Here is a 20,375-nt window from a genome sequence, read left to right as displayed (position 1 = left end):
GCCTGTGCGCATGGCACGAGGCCCCGCCGGCAGCGACGGCAGCGAAGACGGTCTGGCCAAGGCCATCGAGATTGCGTTGACCCTAGGCATATTCGTAGTGGCGGGGCTCGGGCTGGACTACTGGTTGGGCACCGCACCTTGGTTCGTGCTGAGCTTCGGCACGGTTGCGTTCATCGTGAAGTTCATTGTCGAGTGGTACCGCTACCGCGAGCGCATGCAGGTTCATGAGCAGGAGATGGCCTCGAACCGTCCTTCCGAGCAGCGCGGCATCGACCGCGCCACTGGCTTCGACGAGCCGGCATCGCTGCCGACCGGTGTGTCGTTGGATGCCGACGCCGACTCATCCGCGTGAGCTCCGACCGCGACGAACGCTCTCCTGAGCGCGACCTCGCGTTCGACATGGCGCGGCGGAGTCTGTGGGTGTTCCCCGCCTGGGTTGTCGCCAGCGGATTCATTTGGGGAATGGGCGGGGCGCTGTCGGCAGCACTCGGCTATGCGCTGGTCATCGGCAATCTCGCGGCGGCTGCGGCGCTGATGGCATGGGGTGCGCGTACCTCGCCGGTCGCGCTCATGGGGGCCACCCTGGGCGGCTTCATCGCGCGGCTCGCGGTGCTCGCCGGCATCGTTCTCGCCGTCGCTCAGCTCGAGTTCTTCGAGCCTGTGCCCATCGCGATCACCATCGTCGCGAGCCATCTCGGTCTGCTTGTGTGGGAGATCCGCTATGTTTCCCTGCGGCTCGCAGCCCCAGGCCTCGATCTCCCACGTCCCGGCAAGGAGCAGAAGTGAACCTGCTAGCGCTGACCTTCCCTGACATCGGGCACCTCTTGGAGTGGCCGGGCCTCTTCGGGCACGACCCAGCGACGGGCACGAACGAGTGGTACGCGCTCAACAAGGTCGGCATCATCTACCTGTTCGCCTTGGTGGCGACAGTGGCGATGTTCGTGATGGCCAAGCGTCGTTACGCACAGGCGGAAGTCATCACTGCCCCCCGCGGCATCCAGACGGTGGCAGAGACCTCGGTGCAGTTCATCCGAGAGAACATCATCATGCAGACCATCGGACCGGACGGTTTGCGATACCTGCCGTTCTTGCTCACGATGTTCTTCTTCATCCTTTTCTCGAACATCACCGAGGTTGTGCCGCTCATTCACTTCCCGGGCAACGCTCGCATGGCGATGCCCGTCGTGCTCGCACTGCTGGTGTGGGTGATCTACAACACGATTGGCATCAAGCACCACGGGTTCTTCGGCTACCTGAAGAACGTCTGCATTCCACCCGGCGTGCCCAAGGCGTTGCTGATCATTGTCTTGCCCATCGAGTTCATATCCACAATCGTCGTGCGGCCGTTCTCGCTGGCGGTGCGACTCTTCGCCAACATGCTTGCCGGCCACCTGTTGCTGGTGACGTTCGCTGTGCTGTCTCACACCGTGTTCTGGCTGGCGATCACCGACGACACGCCCACGTGGCTGGTCATCATCACGCCGGCCCCGTTCCTGATGCTGATAGGTCTCACAGGATTCGAGATCTTGGTGGCATTCCTGCAGGCGTTCATCTTCACCATCCTCACCGCCGTCTATATCGGCGGCTCGCTGCACCCCGAGCACTAGGCCCACCCCCAATCCAGTTCATCCCGTCCCCATCGACCACCGGACGGCCTCAAGGCGCTCGGCGCCGGCCTCGGCTATGGCCTCGCGGCCATCGGCCCGGGCGTCGGCATCGGCCTCGTCGTCGGCAACGCCATCACCGCAATGGCTCGCCAGCCAGAATCAGCAGGCATGGTCCGCACGACCATGTTCCTGGGCATCGCGTTCACCGAGGCCTTGGCCCTCATCGGTTTCGTGGTGTTCATCCTGCTCAACTTCACCTAGGAGGCGGCAGTGAACGCACTATCCGGCCTGCTCGCAGCATCCGAGGGCGAGTCGTCCAATCCGATCATCCCCGCATGGTTCGAGGTGATCTGGGGTTCGATCGCGTTCTTCATTCTCTTGTTCGTGATGTGGAAGCTGGCGCTGCCACCGATCAGGCGGGCGATGGAGGCGCGCACCGAGCGCATCCAGGGCGACCTCGACGACGCTGCGACCGCCAAGACCGAGGCCGAGGAGCTGCGTGCGTCCTATGACGCTCGCCTGGCCGAGGCCAACGCGGAAGCGGCACGCATCATCGAGGAAGCGCGCGCGCAGGCCGAGGAGGTCCGCCAGGAGCGGCTCGCGGCCATCGAACCCGAGATCGCCGAGCGACGTGCGCAGGCCGAGGCGGATATCGAGGCCGCTCGCGAACGTGCCATGGCCGAGGTGCGGGCCGACATCACTTCGATCGCGGTAGGCGCCGCCGAGCAGGTAGTGATGGCCAGCATCGATGAAGCGGCGCATGCCCAGTTGATCGAGGACTACATCGAGCGGGTGGGGAACTGAACCATCCCGCCGAAGGTTCCCGCCGTCGCCCGCAGCACCGCGCTGGCTGCAGCGGCAGGCGGCGGACCCCACAGGAGTTGAACTGATGATCAGGATCGACCGATGAGCGAGCGAACCGAGGGCTACGCCGGCGCTGTGGTCGCTATCGCCCAGGCCGAAGACGTGCTCGACCGCGTCACCTCCGAGCTGGCGTCGGTTGGACGGGCTGCAGCGGGCAATGAAGAGTTGCGCCGCGTGCTGTCGGACCGCACGGTGCCAGCGTCACGTCGCGTCGGCATCGTGGAAGACCTGCTGGCTTCGATGGCCTCACCAGTCACGCTGAATGTGGTGGCGATGCTGGTGGGCGCCGGCCGGGGCGGCGACCTCGAGGCCATTGCGGCCGAAGCGTTGGAACTGGCCGCGGCGACGCGAGGCGAGGCTGTGGCCGAAGTCCGCTCGGCTGTCGCGCTGACCGATGAGCAAATTGCCCGGGTGGCCGAAGCGCTGAGCCGTGCCAGCGGCCGCAACGTGACCGTCCATGTCGTAGTGGACACCGAGATCATCGGAGGACTGACCGCCCAGATCGGCGACACAGTCTTCGACGGTTCGGTTCGCACCCGGCTCGACCAGATGAAGGAGCGCCTGTCGTGACCGATCTTTCCATCAACACAGCCGACATCACCTCCGCGATCCGCCGGAATCTCGAAGGATTCGATCCTTCGATCGAATCCGGCACCGTCGGACGCATTCTCGAAGTCGGCGACGGCATCGCCCGTGTCTCGGGCCTGCCCGGCTGCTCGGTGAACGAGATTCTCGAGTTCCAGAGCGGGGATGTGGGCCTGGCACTGAACCTCGACGAGGATTCGATCGGCGCCGTCGTGCTCGGCAGCGTCGAGCACATCGAGGAGGGTCAGGCGGTCCGGGCCACGGGCCGCATCCTGTCGGTCCCCGTGGGCGATGCGGTGCTCGGGCGTGTGGTCAACGCGCTGGGGGAGCCGATCGACGGCCAAGGCGAGATCGCCGGTGCCGTCGAGCGGCGCATGGAGATCCAGGCGCCCGGTGTGATGGGCCGCAAGCCGGTGCACGAGCCGCTGCAGACCGGCATCAAGGCCATCGACTCGATGACCCCGGTTGGCCGAGGACAGCGGGAACTGATCATCGGCGACCGCAAGACCGGCAAGACCTCGGTCGCGGTCGACACCATTTTGAATCAGGCAGGCCTAGGTGTGAAGTGCATCTACGTCGCCATCGGGCAGAAGGGCTCGACGGTGGCGCAGGTAGTCAACACGCTGCGCGAGCGGGGCGCGATGGAATACACGGTGGTGGTCTCGGCGCCTGCGTCTGACCCTGCCCCGTTCAAGTACCTGGCGCCCTATGCCGGATGCGCCATGGGCCAGCACTGGATGGAGACGGGCGACCACGCCCTCATCGTCTATGACGACCTGTCCAAGCAGGCCGAGGCCTACCGCCAGATGTCGCTGTTGCTGCGGCGGCCGCCGGGCCGCGAGGCCTACCCGGGCGACGTCTTCTACCTTCACAGCCGGCTGCTCGAGCGTGCCGCCAAGCTGTCCGATGTCAACGGCGCAGGATCGCTGACGGCGCTGCCGATCATCGAGACCAAGGCGGGCGACGTCTCGGCCTACATCCCGACCAACGTCATCTCGATCACCGACGGCCAGATCTACCTCCAGGACGACCTGTTCAAGTCCGGCGTTCGGCCTGCAGTGGACGTGGGCATCTCGGTGTCTCGAGTGGGATCTGCCGCACAGACCAAGGCGATGAAGAGCGTGGCCGGCACGCTCAAGATCGACCTCGCCCAGTTCCGCGACCTCGAGGCATTCGCCACGTTCGGCTCTGAGCTCGACGCCGTGTCAGCGGCGCAGCTTGGCCGCGGCTACCGCCTCGTGGAGCTGCTCAAGCAGGGGCTCAATTCGCCGATGCCCGTCGAAGAGCAAGTCGTCGTCATCTATGCGGGCACCAACGGCTATGTCGACGGCATTCCCGTCGACGACGTCAACCGGTACGAGGACGAGCTGCTCGCCTACATGGGTACACGGCACAGCGCATTGATGTCCGACATCCGATCGAGTGGCGACGTCGACGGGACAGCGCTGCAGGCTGCCGTTGAGGCCTTCACGGCCCAGTTCGCCACATCCGCCGACGCGGACGGTGGCGACGCCACGGGCTCGGGCGACGACGACGCTGCGAGCGAGGACTGAGCGGGGTCTGAGCACCGATGGCAAGCGGTCAGGAGCGCATTCTTCGGCGTCGTATCAGATCGATCGATGCCACCAAGAAGATCACGCGCGCCATGGAGCTGATCGCGGCATCACGAATCGTCCGTGCGCAGGCACGCGTTCGCGCCGCGCGGCCCTACAGCGACAAGGTGACGGCCGTCATCGCCAACTTGGCATCCGCTGGTGGCGAAGCAGACCACCCGCTCCTGCGCGAGCCCGCTGAGGTCTCCAAGGTCGCTTACGTTGTCATTGCCGCTGACCGCGGCCTGTGCGGTGGCTACAACAACAACGTCTTGCGAGCCACCGAACGGGCCATCGCCGCCGACGCAGCGGAAGGCCGCGACTACGAGCTGGTGCTGTCTGGGCGCAAGGCACTGGGGTACTTCCGCTTCCGCAACTTCCGCATCGCAGCGGGTTTCGAGGGCTTCAGCGACCAGCCCAGCTACGCGGACGCCCAGCAGGTTGCCGTGGCGGCGACTGAGCTGTTCGAGAACGGCTGCCAGCGGGTCATGCTGGCCTACACCCAGTTCCACTCCATGGGCAATCAGTCGGTCGCCATCGTGCCGTTCATGCCGCTCGACGCCGGCGAGTTCGACGACGCTGATGACACCGCGGGCTCAGCCGGCGGTCCCGAAGGCGGCTACGAGTTCGAGCCCGAACCCGCCGCGATTCTCGAGCGGCTGCTGCCGCGTTACGCGGAGGCGCGGCTCTACTCGGCGCTGCTCGAAGCCTCGGCGTCAGAGCACGCGGCCCGCCAGCGCGCCATGAAGGCGGCCACCGACAACGCCGAGGAGCTCAAGACCAACCTGACGCGCGTCATGAACCGCGCCCGCCAGGACGCCATCACCACCGAGATCATGGAGATCGTCGGCGGTGCAGAGGCGCTCGCCCAGACCGCCGGCGGCGAAGTCGATCTGCTCTCAGACACCATCGAAGCCCGTACAGCGGACCTGTTCCGCGGCCGTTAGCAATCCAACCAGTCTCCGCTCTGCGCGAGGAGTGACAGCAATGACGATGACCGAAACCCGAACCACCGACGGCAGCGCCGAGCACGCCGATGGCCGCGTGGTGGCCATTGCCGGGCCGGTTGTCGACGCGGAGTTCCCGCCCGGTGCGATCCCCGAGATCAACACCGCCGTGGAGATGCACGTGGAGCTGGAGGGCCAGCCGGTCACCATCACCGGCGAGGTGGCCCAGCAGATCGGCGACAACCGCGTGCGGATCGTGTCGATGAAGGCCACCGACGGCCTGACCCGCGGCATGACCGTCGTCAACACCGGCCAGGGCATCACTGTGCCTGTGGGCGACGGGGTGCTGGGGCACATCTTCAACGTGCTCGGTCAGCCGCTGGATGGCGCTGAGATCACCAGCGACACCGAGGGCATCGCCGACCGCTGGGAGATCCACCGTCCGGCGCCCGCCTTCGACACGCTCGAGCCGAAGGCCACGATGTTCGAGTCGGGCATCAAGGTGATCGACCTGCTCGAGCCCTACGTGGAGGGCGGCAAGATCGGCCTGTTCGGCGGTGCCGGCGTGGGCAAGACGGTGCTCATCACCGAGATGATCAACCGTGTCGCCTCCCAGCACGGCGGCGTGTCGGTGTTCGCCGGGGTGGGGGAGCGCACCCGCGAGGGCACCGACCTCTATCTCGAGATGGAGGAATCCGGCGTGCTCGAGAAGCAGGAGCGCATCACCTCGACGTCGGGTCACTCCATTACGTCGCTGCAGGCCGTGTACGTGCCAGCCGACGACTACACCGATCCGGCGCCGTTCACGACCTTCACGCACCTCGACGCGACCACCGAGCTGAGCCGGCAGATCGCCTCGCTGGGCATCTACCCGGCCGTGGACCCGCTCGCGTCCACCTCCACCATCCTCAGCCCTGAGGTGGTGGGTGACCGGCACTACAACGTGGCGCGGCGCACCCAGGAGATCCTGCAGCGCTACAAAGAGCTGCAAGACATCATCGCCATCCTGGGCCTCGACGAGCTGTCCGAGGAAGACCGCATCACCGTTGACCGGGCGCGCAAGATCCAGCGCTTCCTGAGCCAGCCGTTCTTCGTCGCCGAGGTCTTCACGGGCCTGCCCGGCATCTTCGTGCCGGTATCGGAGACCATCGAGTCGTTCGAGATGCTGTGCAACGGCGATCTCGACGACCTGCCCGAGCAGGCGTTCCTCAATGTCGGCAACGCCGAGTCGGCGATGGCCAAGGCCCGCGACCTGGCGCAGGCCGGGGCCTGAGCGGCGCAGGCGGCCCGAGGCTGGTCTGATGCAGGTCGAGCTTGTCTCACCCGAAGCCGTGCTGTTCAGCGGCGAGTGCAGCCAGGTGGTGACGCGCACGGTGGACGGCGACATCGCCTTTCTGGACCACCATGCAGCCTTCATCGGCGCACTCGACATCGGGCAGACCCAGCTCTGGGCGTCCGACGGCATCGTGACCCTGGCGCTCAACCGCGGCTTCGTTGAAGTCAGCAACAACGTCGTGACCATCCTCAGCGATGCTGCCTACTCAGCCGATGAGATCGACGTCGCTGCTGCACAGGCGGACCTCGAAGCTGCCCGGGCTGCAGTCGCGGCCGACGCTGATGATGACGACGCCAAGGCAGCCGTGGCCTGGGCCGAGACACGCATCGCAGTTGCCAGCGCCGCCTGAGCGCGGTCGCCGCACCCGCCCCAGCCAATAGGCGTCGCCGTTGATCGCGGCTTGACCGCTCGGCCCACGAATGTCGTGGCGCCGGCGTGGTGCCTGCAAACATGTGAGCGTCCTGTCGCAGCCCGGAAAGGACTTCTCATGATCGAGCCCTCAGGCCAGTTCATCCTCAACACCTTCATGTTCCTGGTGTGGGGCGCGCTGATCATGTGGATGGCCGCCGGCTTCACCATGCTCGAAGCTGGCGCCGTACGCACCAAGAACGCGTCGATGATCTGCCTGAAGAACATCGGCATCTACTCGATTGCCGGTCTTGCGTTCTATCTCCTCGGCTACAACCTCATGTACGTCGACGTCGGCGATCTGTGGGGATCGTTCACGTTCTTCTATGGGCCGAGCGCCGACGAGTTGGCGTTGATCAGCGGCGATGCAGGCCCCGAGGCTGTCGTTGCTGCGCAGGACTACTCGTTCATGTCGGACTGGTTCTTCCAGATGGTGTTTGTGGCGACTGCTGCGTCTGTCGTGTCGGGAGCCATCGCCGAGCGCATCAAGATGTGGTCGTTCTTCGCCTTCACGCTGATCCTGACGGCCATCATCTACCCGATCGTGGGGGCGTGGACCTGGGGTGAAGGCTGGCTCTTCAAGCAGGGCTTCCAGGATTTTGCGGGCTCGACGATCGTGCACAGCACCGGCGGCTGGGCGGCCCTGGCCGGAGTGCTGGTGGTGGGTCCGAGGCTTGGCAAATTCCGCAAGGACGGCTCGGTGAGACCGACGCCGCCGTCGAACGTGCTGATCGTGACGCTGGGCGTCTTCATCCTGTGGCTCGGCTGGTTCGGTTTCAACGGCGGATCGCAGCTTGCCTTGGGGAGCGTGGTCGACGCAGTCGCGATGAGCAACGTGCTGGTCAACACCAATCTGGCCGCAGCGGCCGGAGTGGTTGCAGCCCTGGCGGTCTCGCGCAGCTTGCTCGGCCGCATCGACCTGTTCGCGGGGCTCAACGGCGCCCTCGGCGGACTGGTGTCCATCACTGCGGGGCCAGACATCACCGAGCACTGGTGGGCCATCATCATCGGTGCCATCGGCGGCGTGATCTGCACCGCCGCCATCAAGGGTCTCGAGCTGATCAAGGTGGACGACGTGGTCGGCGCCATCCCGGCCCACCTTGTCTGCGGCATCTGGGGCACGCTGGCAACCGCGATCGCGGCGGGCGCTCAGCTCCACATTCAGCTGCTCGGCATCGTCTCCGTCGGTGCCTTTGTGTTCATCGCATCGTTGATCGTCTGGAAGGTTCTGGACCTCGTGCTGGGTCTGCGAGTCTCGAAGACGGTGGAGCAGCTCGGGCAGGACTCGGGCGAGCTCGGCATCGAGGCGTACCCCGAGTTCGTGCTGATGCCCGAGAACTTCGACGAATAGCGGCGCCGAGCCGGTCGCCGCACTGGCCCGGCAGACGCCAACTGCGGAGTTGGCTCAGCCGCCCAGGTGGCGCAGCTCGGTGGGGCTGTCGACGGCGCGGTAGTAGCAGCCCGGCCGGGAGTTGCCGTCGGCGTCGCGGGTGTGGCAAGCGCCGCCTCCGTCGCGCCGCACCCGGTACAGCAGCGAGTTCTGTTCGCAGTTCACACGCACCTCGACAAGCGAGAGCGTGTCGCCCGAGGTGGCGCCCTTGTGCCAGATCTCGTTGCGGGATGTGGAATAGAGCACAGCGCTGCGTCGCTCGAACGTGAGCCGCAGCGCTTCCTCGTTGGCGTAGCCGATGAACAGCACGTCCTCGCTGTCGGCGTCCTGCAGCACCACGGGCACGACTTGGTGGCCGTCACGGCCGATCTGGGCCACCTTGCCGAAGTCGATGCGGGCGACTGTGCCCTCTTCGAGCTCGTTGTCTTCAGCCATGGCTCAGGTGAAGTCCACCGCGGCGTAGGCGCTGAGCTTGTCGATGTCGTGTGTGGCCTTGATGTGGCGCACGGTGCCGCTGCGGGAACGCATCACGAGGGAGTCGGTGGTGGCGCGATGCGCTGTGAACTTCACGCCGTGCAGCAACTCGCCGTCTGTGATGCCGGTGGCAGCAAAGAAGACATCGTCGGACTGGACGAGATCGTCGATGTGCAGCACGCGGTCGAGGTCGTAGCCGGCGGCGACCGCCGCTTGGCGCTCATGGTCGTTGCGGGGCCACAGGCGGCCCTGCAGCTCGCCGCCGAGGCACTTCAGCGCCGCTGCCGAGATGATGCCTTCGGGGGTGCCGCCGATGCCGAACAAGACGTCAGTCGAGTCGCTCGCTGCTGCGGAGATGGCACCGGCCACATCGCCGTCGGGAATGAGCCTGATGCGAGCGCCGGTTTCGCGGATCTCCCCGATCAGCTCGGAGTGGCGGTCGCGGTCGAGCACCACAGCGGTGAGGTCGCGCAAACCCTGGCCGGTGGCCTCCGCGATAGCTCGCAGATTCTCTGCGGGCGACCGGTTCAGATCCACCACGCCTTTGGCATCGGGGCCGACAGCGATCTTCTCCATGTAGACGCACGGGCCGGGATCCAGCATGGTGCCGCGCGGCGAGACGGTGATCACCGCTATGGCATTGCCCCTGCCCAGCGAGGTCAGCGTGGTGCCGTCGATCGGGTCCACCGCAACATCGGTCAGCGCCCCGGTGCCGTCGCCGATCAGCTCGCCGTTGAACAGCATCGGCGCTTCGTCCTTCTCGCCCTCGCCGATCACGACGATGCCGTCCATGGGCACGGTGGACAGCACGACCCGCATGGCGTCCACCGCGGCGCCGTCAGCGCCGTCTTTGTCGCCGCGGCCCATCCAGCGTGATGCAGCCATGGCCGCTGCCTCGGTGGTGCGCACAAGTTCGAGTGCCAGGTTGCGATCGGGCGCCTGACGGCTGAGATCCGGACCGCCGACGCGACCTCGATCGCTGCGGAACCTGCGATTGTCATTCATTGCCGCCGACCCTAGAGGATGCACGGAGAGATGAGCCTTCTGATTAGGCGTCCTGTACATCCCGCTCTTGTTCCCCATGCTCATGCGATTGGGCTCACGGGCCGCTCGGGCCACGGCTTCGCCTCTGGCGATAGCTTCGCCTTGGTGACCAGCGCCTCGACCTCGGCAGCATGCGCTGATCTGGCTGTCGTGGGGGCGGGCATCATCGGCTTGGCCACGGCGCACAGGTACCTGGCCGACCATCCGGGCCGCCGGGTGGTGATCTGTGAGGCCGAGGAGCGGCCGGCGCTGCACCAGACCGGTCGCAACTCTGGTGTGCTGCACTCAGGCGTGTACTACCGGCCGGGATCGGCCAAGGCCTCGCTGGCGGTTGCCGGGCGCAGCTCGATGGTCGAGTTCTGCCGGAAGCGGGGCATTGCGCACGAGGTGTGCGGCAAGGTCATCGTGGCGGTGGACAGCTCCGAGCAGGAGCGGCTGGCAGCGCTCGCTGAGCGTGCCGCCAGCAATGGCGTGCCCGCGGAACTGATCGACTCCCGCCGCCTCGCTGAGCTCGAGCCCTATTGCGCCGGCGTGGAGGCGCTGTTTGTCCCCAGCACCGGGATTGTCGATTACAGCGCGGTGTGCCGCGCGCTGATCGACGAGATCACCGCTGCCGGAGGCGAGATGCGGACGGGTGCCGCGGTTGTCGCGCTCGCGCCGGACGCGGATCGTGTCCGGATCACCACGACCTCCGGCGACCTGGAAGCGACGTGGCTCGTGAACTGTGCGGGGCTGCGGTGCGACCAGGTGGCGGAGCTCGCCGGTGCGGCGGGTGGTTACCGGATCGTCCCGTTCCGCGGCGAGTACTACGAGTTGGTGCCGGAGCGCTCGCACCTCGTCAACAACCTGATCTACCCGGTGCCCGATCCCAGCTTCCCGTTCCTCGGGGTGCACCTGACCCGCATGATCGACGGCACGATCCACGCCGGCCCCAACGCGGTGCTTGCACTGGCTCGCGAGGGCTACGGCTGGGGCGACATCAGCAGGGCGCAGCTGCGTGAGCACATCACCAACCGCGGCCTGTGGAGACTCGCCCGGCGCTACTGGCGCACCGGAGCCGGCGAGGTGTGGCGCTCGCTGAACAAGGCAGCGTTCACCCGGGCGCTGCAGCGGCTCGTGCCCGACATCGAAGCCGACGATCTCGTGCCGTCGCCCGCCGGCGTGCGTGCCCAGGCCATGGATCCCGCCGGCGAGCTCGAGGACGATTTCGCCATCACGGTTGCCAGCCGCAGTACCCACGTGCTGAACGCCCCGAGTCCTGCGGCCACCTCGAGCCTGGAGATCGCCAAGATGATCGTCGATCGGATCGACGGCTGAATCGAATCGCTGCTCGCCGCCGTGCTCAGCTTCCGAGCGTGTCGAGCCAGTTGCCGACGTGTTCGACGACCGCCCGACGCGCGGCGACCGAGTTGGGATCGTGCCGGGCACCGTCGATGAAACGGAGCGCGACCGGACCCTGGATGGCCCGGGTGTGCTCGCCCAGCTCGTCGGGAGTGGCGAACGGGTCACGCGTGCCCGAGACGAACAGGCAAGGCACCCTGATCAGCGCGAAGTGCTCGGTGCGGAGGCGCTCGGGCCGTTCGGGCGGGTGCAGCGGGTAGCTGAGCAGCACGAGCCCCGCGGCGCGGGCACCGTCGGCCACGGCCATCGAGCAGACACGGCCGCCGAACGACCGGCCGCCAATCACCAGGCCATCCGGCGACACGCCCAACTCGGCGGCAATCTGGGGCAGATCGCCCACCAATTCGGCGGCGACGCTGGGGGCGCGCGGCGGTGCCCGCCTCCCGGCTCGCCGGTACGCAAAGTCGTGCCGGCGCACCGGCAGGCGGCCAGACAGCGCGTCTTCGATGTCGATGAGCGCGGGATGATCGGCGCCGCCCCCGGCGCCTGGCGTCAGCAGGAGTGCTTCGGCAGCGCGCATCGCAACCCCATCATGACCGGGCGCAGTCTCGCCGGCCTCGTTCAGAAGTCATGCGGCCTTGGGCCCTCGGGATCTGCTGCGGCATCGGCGGGGTGCAGCTCTTCGAGTTCCTGCCCGCTGCGCTCGGTCAGCCACAGCACGGCGGCGGCGGCGGCCACCAGCGGCCCCACCCACAGCAGCGCGATCACATCGCCGAAGCTGCCCCAAGCGGTGCGCAGCGCGCCCGCGACGAGCACGCCGATGGCAGCGCCGACGACGCCCATGGCACCCGTGATGGTTGCGGCGCGCGCTCGCAGGGCAGTCGGGAACAGCTCGCCGCGGTACACGCCGAGCGCCGGCAACAATCCGGCCGACAGCATTGCTCCGACGAGGCCCGCGAGCCACAGCGTGGCGCCGGACACATTGAACAGTGCCACCAGAGAGCCAAGCCCGAGCACTGAAGCGACGGCGAGGATGATGCGGCGCCCACGGGAGTCGGCAAGTCTGCCTGCGGCATAGACGGCGAGGCCGGCGGGCGTCGCAGTACCCAGCACGAACAGCGACACCAGGGCCGCGCTGAAACCGTGTTCGTCGCGCAGGTACTCGTTGCGGAACCAGTCGATCGGGCCCAGGAACAAGCCGAATGCCAGGTAGATGGCACCCAGCAGCGCAATCGGCCGCCAGTAACCGCGCAGTGTCACATCCCGGCCCCGCCGCTCAAACCTCCGGCTCTCCGGCAGCCGCCGCAGCAGCGGGCGGGCGGCCGCCAGCGCGACGAGCGGGAATGCAAACAGCATGCGCCAGGCCCATGGGGCAAGATCTGAGACCGGTTGCAGCCACACCACCACGCCCGCGCCGAGCGCAGCCGACATGGCCAGCACCGACAGGCACCACGCCCTGCAGCCGGCGGGAATCTCTTCCAGCGCCATCACGACAACCGTGGCCCCGAGCGCCGCATTCGCCGTGCGTCCGATCAGCAGGAATGCGCCCAGCCACACCACGTTCGGCGCCAGCGCTGCGAGCGCGGCCGCAGTGATGCCCACGCCGATGGCGCCCGCTACGACGCGTCGACGACCGTGCCGGTCGGCCAGCACGGACACGCCGATCGCGAGCAGCGTCCCGATACGCACGACGGCGCCCAGCACGCCTTGGGCGGCCTGATCGGCGCCGAATTCGTCGGCGGCGTAGGTGTGCAGCTCTGAGGGTGCATTCGCCAGGTAGCCGCTCAGCATGGCTGCCGCCGCCAGCATGGCCATGACGGTCGCCGCGCGTGGGGTGAACCGCCGGGGAGGAGCCCAGACGGGCTGGGTGCCGTCGCCGGTGCGTCCTGTGCGCATCGCGCGCCGGACCGCGACGTTGAAGAGCGGGCCGAACCACGGCACCGCCAGGCGCCACTCGACCGTCTCGGTGACCTCGTAGCGATTTGTGACGTCGGCCGTCGTGCTCTGCATCCGGTCCGTCCGCTGTTCCGAGGCTGGCGAAACCTCGACCAGGCGCGAGTAGCTGGTGAACGGCCCCTCCGCCAGCTCAAAGCGGTGGCTGCCGTCAAGCATGGTGGCCGGCGTCTCGGCCACGATGTCGTTGCGGGGGCGCAGCAAGGCGTCCACCTCGTCGGCATCGGCCACGAGTGTGCGCACGAGACGGGTCACGGCGGCGGGCCTAGCACACGCATCGGTCCCGTATCTGCATCGCGAGGGTGCTGCGCGTCACGATCCTGCCGTCAATGGTGGTATCGCTATGTCGGTGGATTTTGCCACCAGCGGCGAGCGCGACACGTTTGTTATGCAGCACAGCCGCGCGCTCGACGGCGACGTCAGCATCGGCGGCGCCAAGAACAGCGTGCTCAAGCTGATGGCGGCGTGCCTGCTGGCAGAGGGGCAGCACGTCCTGGCCAACGTTCCCGATATCTCCGACGTAGCGCTCATGTGCGAGCTGCTCGAGGCCATGGGCGTGACCGTGACGCGTGCCGATCACCGGCTGGTGATCGACGTGCCCGCCGAGCTGAACACCGAGGCGCCGTATCACCTGGTGGAGCGCATGCGTGCGTCGATCGTCGTGCTCGGCCCACTGCTGGGACGATTCGGAACAGCCCGCGTTGCCCTGCCGGGCGGCGACGACTTTGGACCGCGACCGATCGACATGCACTTGCAGGCGCTCGAGAGCCTGGGGGCGACGTTCAGCACCGCGCACGGCGACATCTCGGCAACCGCAGAAGTGCTGAGGGGGGCGGAGGTTGTGCTCGAGTACCCCTCTGTCGGGGCGACCGAGAATGTGCTGATGGCCGCAGTGCGAGCCAAGGGCCGCACACGCATCGTGAATCCGGCACGAGAACCCGAGATCGGCGATCTCATCGAGTTCCTCAACCAGATGGGTGCGCGGGTCGGCTGGTCAGGGGATCGTCTGACGGTCGACGGGGTAGAACGATTGGCACCTGCCCCATCCGGCGACGGTTACCGGGTGATTCCTGACCGCATCGAAGCAGCCACGTTCCTCGCAGCGGTCGGCATGTGCGGCGGGTCGGTGTTCCTGCGTCACGCGGTGGCCGGGCACATGGCAATGCTCATTCGCAAGCTCACCGAGATGGGCATGCACATCGTGGTCGAGGAAGCGGGACTGCGGGCAACCGTGACCCAGCGGCTGGCGTCAGCCGACATCTCCACCTTGCCGTTCCCGGGTCTCGCGACCGACTACAAGCCGTTCCTCGTGTCGATGCTCACGACGGCTTCCGGCGTGGGAATCGTCACCGAGAACATCTTCACGGGTCGGTTCCGCTACATCGACGAGCTGCGGCGGATGGGTGCCGACATCCGGACTGAGGGTCACCACGCCGTTGTGCGCGGGGTGGAGCGGCTGTCGGGAGCACCGGTGCGCGCGCACGACATCCGCGCCGGCGCAGCGCTGGTGGTGGCGGGCCTCGCCGCTACGGGCGAGACAGAGGTTGCCGGCGCGGTCCATATCGACCGTGGTTATGAGGACTTGGCCGGCAAACTCGCCGGTCTCGGTGCCAGCATCACGCGTCGCTGAAATGTGCCGCCCTCGGCGCATGTCGCTACCGTCGGCGCGCCGATGACACCACACGACGATTCGCTCACGGCCGATGTGGCGGGGCTCCTCGAAGCTGCGCGCAGCGGACAGCGCCGCGCCCTGGCACGGGTGATGTCGTTGGTCGAACGCGGCGGCTCGCAGGCGCGCGCGCTGGGCGCAGTCACGTTCGCCCAATCAGGCAGCGCGCACACGGTTGGCATCACCGGTGCGCCCGGGGCCGGCAAGTCGACGCTCAACTCAGCCGTCGTCGGCGTGGCACGCGAGCGGGGCGAGCGGCTGGCAGTTCTGGCGATTGACCCGTCGTCGCCGTTCAGCGGCGGCGCAATCCTGGGCGACCGCGTGCGCATGTCCGACCACACCTTCGACGAAGACGTCTACATCCGGTCGATGGCAACCCGGGGCCACCTCGGCGGCCTGACATTGGCGACACCGCTGGCCGTACGGGTGCTCGACGCACTGGGTTGGCCTTGGGTACTGATCGAGACGGTCGGCGTCGGCCAGATCGAGACGGAGATCGTGGGCGCGGCAGATACCACCGTCGTCGTGGTGAACCCCGGTTGGGGCGACTCGGTGCAGGCCAACAAGGCCGGTCTCATGGAGATCGCCGACATCTTCGTGGTGAACAAGGCCGATCGGCCGGGCACATCGGAAACGTGCCGGGACATCCGCCAGATGCTGGATCTGTCTGCACCCGGCGATTGGGACCCCCCGATCCTGACCTCGGTGGGCACCACCGGCGAGGGCGCCGCGGAGTTGTGGGATGCCGTCTGTGCGCACCGCGACCACTGCACAGTCTCGGGTGAGCTTGAGTCTCGCCGCGCGGCCAGGGTGCAGACCGAGCTTGATGAGGTCCTGCGGGCCACTATTGCCGAACGCGTGGCAACCCTCGCCGAGGGGCCTGCTGCGAAGCGCCTGCGCCAGCAACTGGCCCGCCGAGAGCTCGATCCCTACGCAGCCGCCGAGATGCTCCTCGACCACGACCGCTGATACGCAGTCGACCGATTGCGGCAGCTGGTTTCCTGACTCCGGCAAGTCAGGACGACTCAGGCGAACTCGTCAGTCGAGTTCGCCGCGGGCGAGCGCGAAAACCGCCTCGCGCTCGTTGGGATGCAGGTTGCGGTCGAGGAGCCGCAGGTCGGCTGCCGCGCGTAAGTGCGAGAGGATCGCGTCGGCACCGAACTCCTTGAGAAATGCACGGGCAAAACGGGTACGAAAAGCGTTGATGACTGCCCGGGCCGCAGCGTGGTTGTCGGGCGCAGCGGTGCGCAGCCGCACATAGGTGGACGCAGCGTCGAAGGCCGCGTCGCCGGCTGCTGCGTTCGACCAATCGATGACGACGGGGCCGTCGGGGGTGAGCTTGACGTTGTCAGGCTGCAGGTCGAGATGCACCACCGAGCTGCCGCCCGAAACCTTGGCCCAGTTGCCTGGAGCAGGCACGTCGCCGAGCAGCCGGTGCAGCCGCGCCAGACCCTTGACGTGGCGTGTCAGGAGCCACGGCTTGGCCGCGAGCTCGTCGAGCATCGTCGGGCCGGTCAGACGCGCCATCACCACCGAGTGATTGTCGGGCTGCTCGATGACCTCCGGAGCAGGAAATCCGTGGGCCCGCACGTGGCGCATTGCTGCGGCCTCGTGACTCAGATCCCGGCCGCGCAGGCTCATGCGAATGATGTGCGGGCCGTAGGCGCGCATCTCTGAGTCGCGGCCCATCCCCAGCAGCGGTCCCGGCTCATGGCCGGTCGGCCCCTGCTGGCGTTCGAGCATCCGCGCGCGCAGGTTCCGCAGGTTCTTGCGCCAGACGCGTTCAAGCACCAGGGAGGCGGGTTGCTGGCCGGCCCGCGAGCCGAAGTACCACGGCAGTGTCAGATCTTCGCTCCAAGTGAAGCGAGTGCCGTCTTCGATGGGCTGGAGCGCGAAACGGCCAGTGCCCGTCACCGCGCCCCGATGGGTGATGCCGAGCGTGTTCGGCGGGTCCCACTCGGTGACCTCGAGTTTGTCCGTGGTCTTCAGCGGTCCGATCTTGGTGACGCACTCGAACGTTGTGCCGACGCCCTCAGTCCGGGCAGACGTGAAGTCGATCGACTGAGCGTCGGCCATCCACTCGACATTGCTCGCGAGATCTGCGACGTAATCCCAGACTTCCTGCGGCGCTGCCGGAATGTCGATGGAGACCTCGATACCCATGCCCGTGATTGCCCTGTCGATGTCTGCCTGCACGCGAATCGCGTCTCGGATCGCTGGCGCGCTTCGTCACGCCGACGTTCGTTTCCAGCGACCGGCAAGTGTGGCACCGCCTGCGGCCGTTGTCACACCGCGCCCGGTGCAGCAGCGGATTCTGCCTTGTCGACTGCGTGAAGCGCCCGGCAGGACGCCTCGGGCTGTGCTCGTAACCTCAGCGTGTGACTGCTGATCGGAATCGCCCTGCGTACCTCGACTGCGCTGCGTCGACGCCGATGCGTCGGTGCGCCATCGAGGTCATGACGCCGTACTTGGAGCAGCAGTTCGCCAATCCTTCGGGAGCGCACCGCATGGCCCGCAAGTCGCGCGCAGCCATTGACGATGCCCGCGAGGTCGTCGCCGAGGCGCTCGGATTCGACCCGCACGGCGTCGTGTTCACCAGCGGCGGGACTGAAGCAGACAATCTCGCTGTGCACGGCGTGACTTCCGCAACAGGCACGACGGCGCTGTGCCCGGCGACCGAACACCACGCGGTGCTCCACCCCGTCGAAGCGGTGGGCGGCCGCTACGTGCAGGTCGACGCCGGCGGCGATGTCGACCTCGACCACCTGGCCGCACAGTTGGCCCCCGATGCGGGCCCGCCCGTGGGGTTGGTGTCGGTGATGCTGGTCAACAACGAGTCGGGCGTCATTGCCGATCTTGATGCCGTGGCCGACGTGATCGGGCGCCATGCCCCCGAGGCGCTGTTGCACACTGACGCGGTGCAAGGAGTCAACTGGGTCGACATCGCTGCAGCGGCGCGCTCGGCAGATCTGCTGTCGTTGAGCGGCCACAAGTTCGGCGGGCCCAAGGGCGTGGGCGTGCTGGCCATCCGGCCCGGCGTGACGCTGTCGGCGCAGCAGCTCGGAGGCGGCCAAGAGGCCGATCGGCGCAGCGGCACGCACAACACTGCGGGCATCGCCGCGCTCGGTGCCGCGCTCGGCGAGTTGAACGAGACGCGCGACGAGGACATCTGCCGGATCAGGGAACTGGCGGACCGGCTGGCCGATGGCCTGCTGGCGGCGATTGATGGGTGCACCGAGACGGTCGCGCGGTCTCGGCGAGCCGCGGGTATCTGCCAGCTGCTTATCGACGGCATCGAGACCGAGGCGCTGCTGGTGTTGCTCGACCGCTTCGATGTGATGGCCTCCGCGGCGGCCTCGTGCGCGTCGGGTGCCATGGAGCCGAGCCATGTTCTTGCCGCCATGGGAGTCGAGCGGCAGACCGCAGCCGGCTCGCTCCGCCTGTCGCTCGGCTGGTGTACCGAACCCTGGGAGATCGACCGAGCCATCGACGCCATCCCCAACTGCGTGGAGCAGCTGCGATGACTCCCGAGCGGCACGGAGCTGCGGGCAGCTCCGATCTGCACAGTGCCGCTGCAGGGAGCAGGGTGCTCGTTGCGATGTCGGGCGGTGTCGACAGCTCGGTCGCTGCGGCCCTGTGCTTGCGCGCTGGGCACGACGTGGTCGGCGTCACCCTGAAGCTGTGGGGCGGCCCGCAGGACCAGGGCTGCTGCGCCGTCTCCGACGTGGACGATGCCCGCCGGGTGTGCCAGCAGCTCGGCATCGACCATTTCGTCTTCAACTATGCGGCCGAGTTCGAGCGCGATGTCGTCGAGCCGTACGTCGACGCACACCGGCGGGGCCGTACGCCCAACCCGTGCATTGCCTGCAACCGGCACGTCAAGTTCGACATGCTCTTGGACCGTGCCCGCCGCCTAGGCTTCGAGCGTCTGGTCACGGGCCATCACGTTCGCATCAGCACCCAGGGCGGCAGGCGACGGCTGCAGCGTGGCGCCGACAGCGCGAAAGACCAGTCGTACGTGCTGTACATGCTGTCCGAGGCCGACTTGGCGGACCTGTGGTTCCCGGTCGGCGACTACCGCAAAGACGGGTTGCGAGCGCTCGCTGCAGAGCTCGGTCTGCGAACTGCTCACAAGCCCGAGAGCCAGGATGTCTGCTTCATTACCGAGGCTGCCGGCAGGGAGCGCTTTTTGGCCGAGCGCATCGACCTGCATCCGGCGGAGCTGGTCGATGCGGCGGGTCAACGCGTTGGCACCGCTCCTGCGGTGGAGCTCGTGACTGTCGGCCAGCGCAGGGGTCTTGACCTCGGCGGCGCACCGCAGCGGCGCTATGCGGTTGACGTGGACACTGCCGCTCGCCGTGTCACGGTGGGCGGGGCCTCCGAGCTGGCGGCACCAGGCGTCCGGCTGGTCGATCATCGCTGGGCCGGCGCTGCCATCCATGGCGATGTTCTGGCTCAGACGAGCGCCCACGGTCCGGCTTTGCCGGCGCGCCTCGATGCCGAGGGCCACTTGCGGTGGGCGGAGCCCCGGCGCCGCGTCGCTGCCGGCCAGGCGGTCGTGTTCTACATAGGTGACGAGGTGCTCGGCGGCGCGACCGCCGCCGGACATCTCGCATGAGCCGCGACGAGTCCGCTGACGGCCAGCCGCATGTGCCCTGGGCGCTGCGCAAGGGCGTCTCCACGGCGATCACGCTCGGTGCGCTCGTTGCTGCTGCACTCGTCGTCTTGGCGGTGTGGCTGACCCGCGGCGGCGAGCCCGCACCGGCCTACCCGAGCGGCCTGCAGGCAGTCACGCCGGTGCCCGGTGCCCAGGTGCCGCACCAGAGCCCAGTCGGTGCCCGGCTTGAGCCCGGCTGGACGCTGACGCTGGCTATCAACGGCACCACGATTCCCGCCGGTCAGCTCGACGCAGGCACCATCCAGCTTGGCGAGCACTTCTTCTCGCCGGGGGACGGCAAAGTCATCGAGAAACTGCGCACCGGGCGATCGTGCGCCCGTCTGGTCGCCACGCCCACGATCGACGTCGAAGCGGCCGACTTCACCTACGAATGGTGCTTCACCACGTTCTAAGAGCGAGCGCCGATAGGTGGGTCATTGGGGTTGCCAGCGGTCGCGGTGGTCGATGAGTTTGATGACGATGATGAGCGTGACAGCGAGGGCGATCT

Annotated in this window: 21 protein-coding genes and 1 pseudogene; 17 read left to right on the top strand and 5 right to left on the bottom strand. The window is 67.5% G+C overall.

Annotation, left to right across the window (positions count from 1 at the left end; genetic code table 11):
* Positions 1 to 10: 10 nt before the first annotated feature.
* The 11 genes and pseudogenes from VI480_RS05420 to VI480_RS05370 all read left to right on the top strand — a co-directional run bounded on the left by VI480_RS05420 (position 11) and on the right by VI480_RS05370 (position 8,690).
* A complete protein-coding gene (locus tag VI480_RS05420) occupies positions 11 to 352 on the top strand; it encodes an AtpZ/AtpI family protein (protein ID WP_323671803.1) in 342 nt (113 codons plus the stop codon).
* Positions 353 to 462: 110 nt separating this feature from the next.
* Positions 463 to 786: a hypothetical protein gene (locus VI480_RS05415; RefSeq protein WP_323671802.1), complete on the top strand. Its 324-nt coding sequence runs from the start codon at positions 463 to 465 to the stop codon at positions 784 to 786.
* Entirely contained in the window at positions 783 to 1,607 is an 825-nt protein-coding gene (gene atpB, locus VI480_RS05410) for a F0F1 ATP synthase subunit A (RefSeq protein ID WP_323671801.1), read from the top strand. The genes VI480_RS05415 and atpB overlap by 4 nt, the downstream gene beginning before the upstream one ends.
* Before the next feature lie 51 nt (positions 1,608 to 1,658).
* Positions 1,659 to 1,868 (top strand): annotated as a pseudogene (atpE, locus tag VI480_RS05405) (ATP synthase F0 subunit C); the annotation flags it as partial.
* Positions 1,869 to 1,877: 9 nt separating this feature from the next.
* Complete coding sequence (atpF, locus tag VI480_RS05400; protein ID WP_323671800.1) at positions 1,878 to 2,411, top strand: F0F1 ATP synthase subunit B; 534 nt, start codon at positions 1,878 to 1,880, stop codon at positions 2,409 to 2,411.
* 102 nt (positions 2,412 to 2,513) lie between these two features.
* A complete protein-coding gene (atpH, locus tag VI480_RS05395) occupies positions 2,514 to 3,041 on the top strand; it encodes an ATP synthase F1 subunit delta (protein WP_323671799.1) in 528 nt (175 codons plus the stop codon).
* Positions 3,038 to 4,609 carry a F0F1 ATP synthase subunit alpha gene (gene atpA, locus VI480_RS05390; protein WP_323671798.1) on the top strand — a complete coding sequence of 524 codons (1,572 nt, stop codon included), beginning with the start codon at positions 3,038 to 3,040 and terminating at the stop codon, positions 4,607 to 4,609. Before atpH ends, atpA begins: the two co-directional genes overlap by 4 nt.
* A gap of 17 nt (positions 4,610 to 4,626) precedes the next feature.
* On the top strand, positions 4,627 to 5,595 hold the full coding sequence (locus tag VI480_RS05385) for a F0F1 ATP synthase subunit gamma (protein WP_323671797.1): 969 nt from the start codon (positions 4,627 to 4,629) through the stop codon (positions 5,593 to 5,595).
* Positions 5,596 to 5,641: 46 nt separating this feature from the next.
* Positions 5,642 to 6,868, top strand: a complete 1,227-nt coding sequence (locus tag VI480_RS05380) for a F0F1 ATP synthase subunit beta (RefSeq protein ID WP_323671796.1) — start codon at positions 5,642 to 5,644, stop codon at positions 6,866 to 6,868.
* 28 nt (positions 6,869 to 6,896) lie between these two features.
* Positions 6,897 to 7,280 carry an ATP synthase F1 subunit epsilon gene (gene atpC / locus VI480_RS05375; protein WP_323671795.1) on the top strand — a complete coding sequence of 128 codons (384 nt, stop codon included), beginning with the start codon at positions 6,897 to 6,899 and terminating at the stop codon, positions 7,278 to 7,280.
* A gap of 138 nt (positions 7,281 to 7,418) precedes the next feature.
* Positions 7,419 to 8,690: a hypothetical protein gene (locus VI480_RS05370; RefSeq protein WP_323671794.1), complete on the top strand. Its 1,272-nt coding sequence runs from the start codon at positions 7,419 to 7,421 to the stop codon at positions 8,688 to 8,690.
* A 54-nt stretch (positions 8,691 to 8,744) separates the two neighbouring features.
* On the opposite strand, the gene VI480_RS05365 is transcribed toward VI480_RS05370, so the two are convergent.
* Positions 8,745 to 9,164, bottom strand: a complete 420-nt coding sequence (locus tag VI480_RS05365; protein WP_323671793.1) for a phosphoribosyl-AMP cyclohydrolase — start codon at positions 9,162 to 9,164, stop codon at positions 8,745 to 8,747.
* A 3-nt stretch (positions 9,165 to 9,167) separates the two neighbouring features.
* Positions 9,168 to 10,208, bottom strand: coding sequence for a class II fructose-bisphosphatase (gene glpX, locus VI480_RS05360; protein WP_323671792.1), 1,041 nt, complete (start codon positions 10,206 to 10,208; stop codon positions 9,168 to 9,170).
* 144 nt (positions 10,209 to 10,352) lie between these two features.
* Here glpX and lhgO point away from each other — a divergent pair, with 144 nt between their 5' ends.
* Positions 10,353 to 11,564 carry an L-2-hydroxyglutarate oxidase gene (lhgO, locus tag VI480_RS05355; RefSeq protein ID WP_323671791.1) on the top strand — a complete coding sequence of 404 codons (1,212 nt, stop codon included), beginning with the start codon at positions 10,353 to 10,355 and terminating at the stop codon, positions 11,562 to 11,564.
* Between the two features lie 25 nt (positions 11,565 to 11,589).
* On the opposite strand, the gene VI480_RS05350 is transcribed toward lhgO, so the two are convergent.
* Both VI480_RS05350 and VI480_RS05345 read right to left on the bottom strand, forming a co-directional pair.
* Positions 11,590 to 12,168 (bottom strand): alpha/beta family hydrolase, encoded by a 579-nt coding sequence (locus VI480_RS05350; protein ID WP_323671790.1) that lies wholly within the window; start codon positions 12,166 to 12,168, stop codon positions 11,590 to 11,592.
* Between the two features lie 41 nt (positions 12,169 to 12,209).
* Positions 12,210 to 13,796, bottom strand: a complete 1,587-nt coding sequence (locus VI480_RS05345) for an MFS transporter (protein ID WP_323671789.1) — start codon at positions 13,794 to 13,796, stop codon at positions 12,210 to 12,212.
* Positions 13,797 to 13,890: 94 nt separating this feature from the next.
* Here VI480_RS05345 and murA point away from each other — a divergent pair, with 94 nt between their 5' ends.
* Together murA and meaB are read left to right on the top strand one after the other, a co-directional pair.
* Complete coding sequence (gene murA, locus VI480_RS05340; protein ID WP_323671788.1) at positions 13,891 to 15,171, top strand: UDP-N-acetylglucosamine 1-carboxyvinyltransferase; 1,281 nt, start codon at positions 13,891 to 13,893, stop codon at positions 15,169 to 15,171.
* A gap of 42 nt (positions 15,172 to 15,213) precedes the next feature.
* Positions 15,214 to 16,179, top strand: a complete 966-nt coding sequence (gene meaB / locus VI480_RS05335) for a methylmalonyl Co-A mutase-associated GTPase MeaB (RefSeq protein ID WP_323671787.1) — start codon at positions 15,214 to 15,216, stop codon at positions 16,177 to 16,179.
* A 69-nt stretch (positions 16,180 to 16,248) separates the two neighbouring features.
* Here meaB and VI480_RS05330 read toward each other — a convergent pair whose 3' ends face one another.
* Positions 16,249 to 17,406, bottom strand: a complete 1,158-nt coding sequence (locus VI480_RS05330) for an SRPBCC family protein (RefSeq protein WP_323671786.1) — start codon at positions 17,404 to 17,406, stop codon at positions 16,249 to 16,251.
* 182 nt (positions 17,407 to 17,588) lie between these two features.
* Here VI480_RS05330 and VI480_RS05325 point away from each other — a divergent pair, with 182 nt between their 5' ends.
* Genes VI480_RS05325 through VI480_RS05315 form a run of 3 tightly spaced genes read left to right on the top strand, consistent with a single transcriptional unit; the run spans position 17,589 to position 20,280 of the window.
* Positions 17,589 to 18,734: a cysteine desulfurase family protein gene (locus tag VI480_RS05325; protein ID WP_323671785.1), complete on the top strand. Its 1,146-nt coding sequence runs from the start codon at positions 17,589 to 17,591 to the stop codon at positions 18,732 to 18,734.
* Entirely contained in the window at positions 18,731 to 19,828 is a 1,098-nt protein-coding gene (gene mnmA / locus VI480_RS05320; RefSeq protein ID WP_323671784.1) for a tRNA 2-thiouridine(34) synthase MnmA, read from the top strand. Before VI480_RS05325 ends, mnmA begins: the two co-directional genes overlap by 4 nt.
* The gene (locus VI480_RS05315; protein WP_323671783.1) at positions 19,825 to 20,280 is read left to right on the top strand and encodes a hypothetical protein; all 456 of its coding nucleotides are present in this window, start codon (positions 19,825 to 19,827) and stop codon (positions 20,278 to 20,280) included. Before mnmA ends, VI480_RS05315 begins: the two co-directional genes overlap by 4 nt.
* The last annotated feature ends 95 nt before the right edge of the window (positions 20,281 to 20,375 follow it).

Source organism: Candidatus Poriferisodalis multihospitum, assembly GCF_028283155.1.
In the GTDB taxonomy this organism is placed as follows: domain Bacteria; phylum Actinomycetota; class Acidimicrobiia; order Acidimicrobiales; family Poriferisodalaceae; genus Poriferisodalis; species Poriferisodalis multihospitum.
Note: the sequence above shows the minus strand (reverse complement) of the source record. Positions and strands in the feature narration are given on the sequence as shown.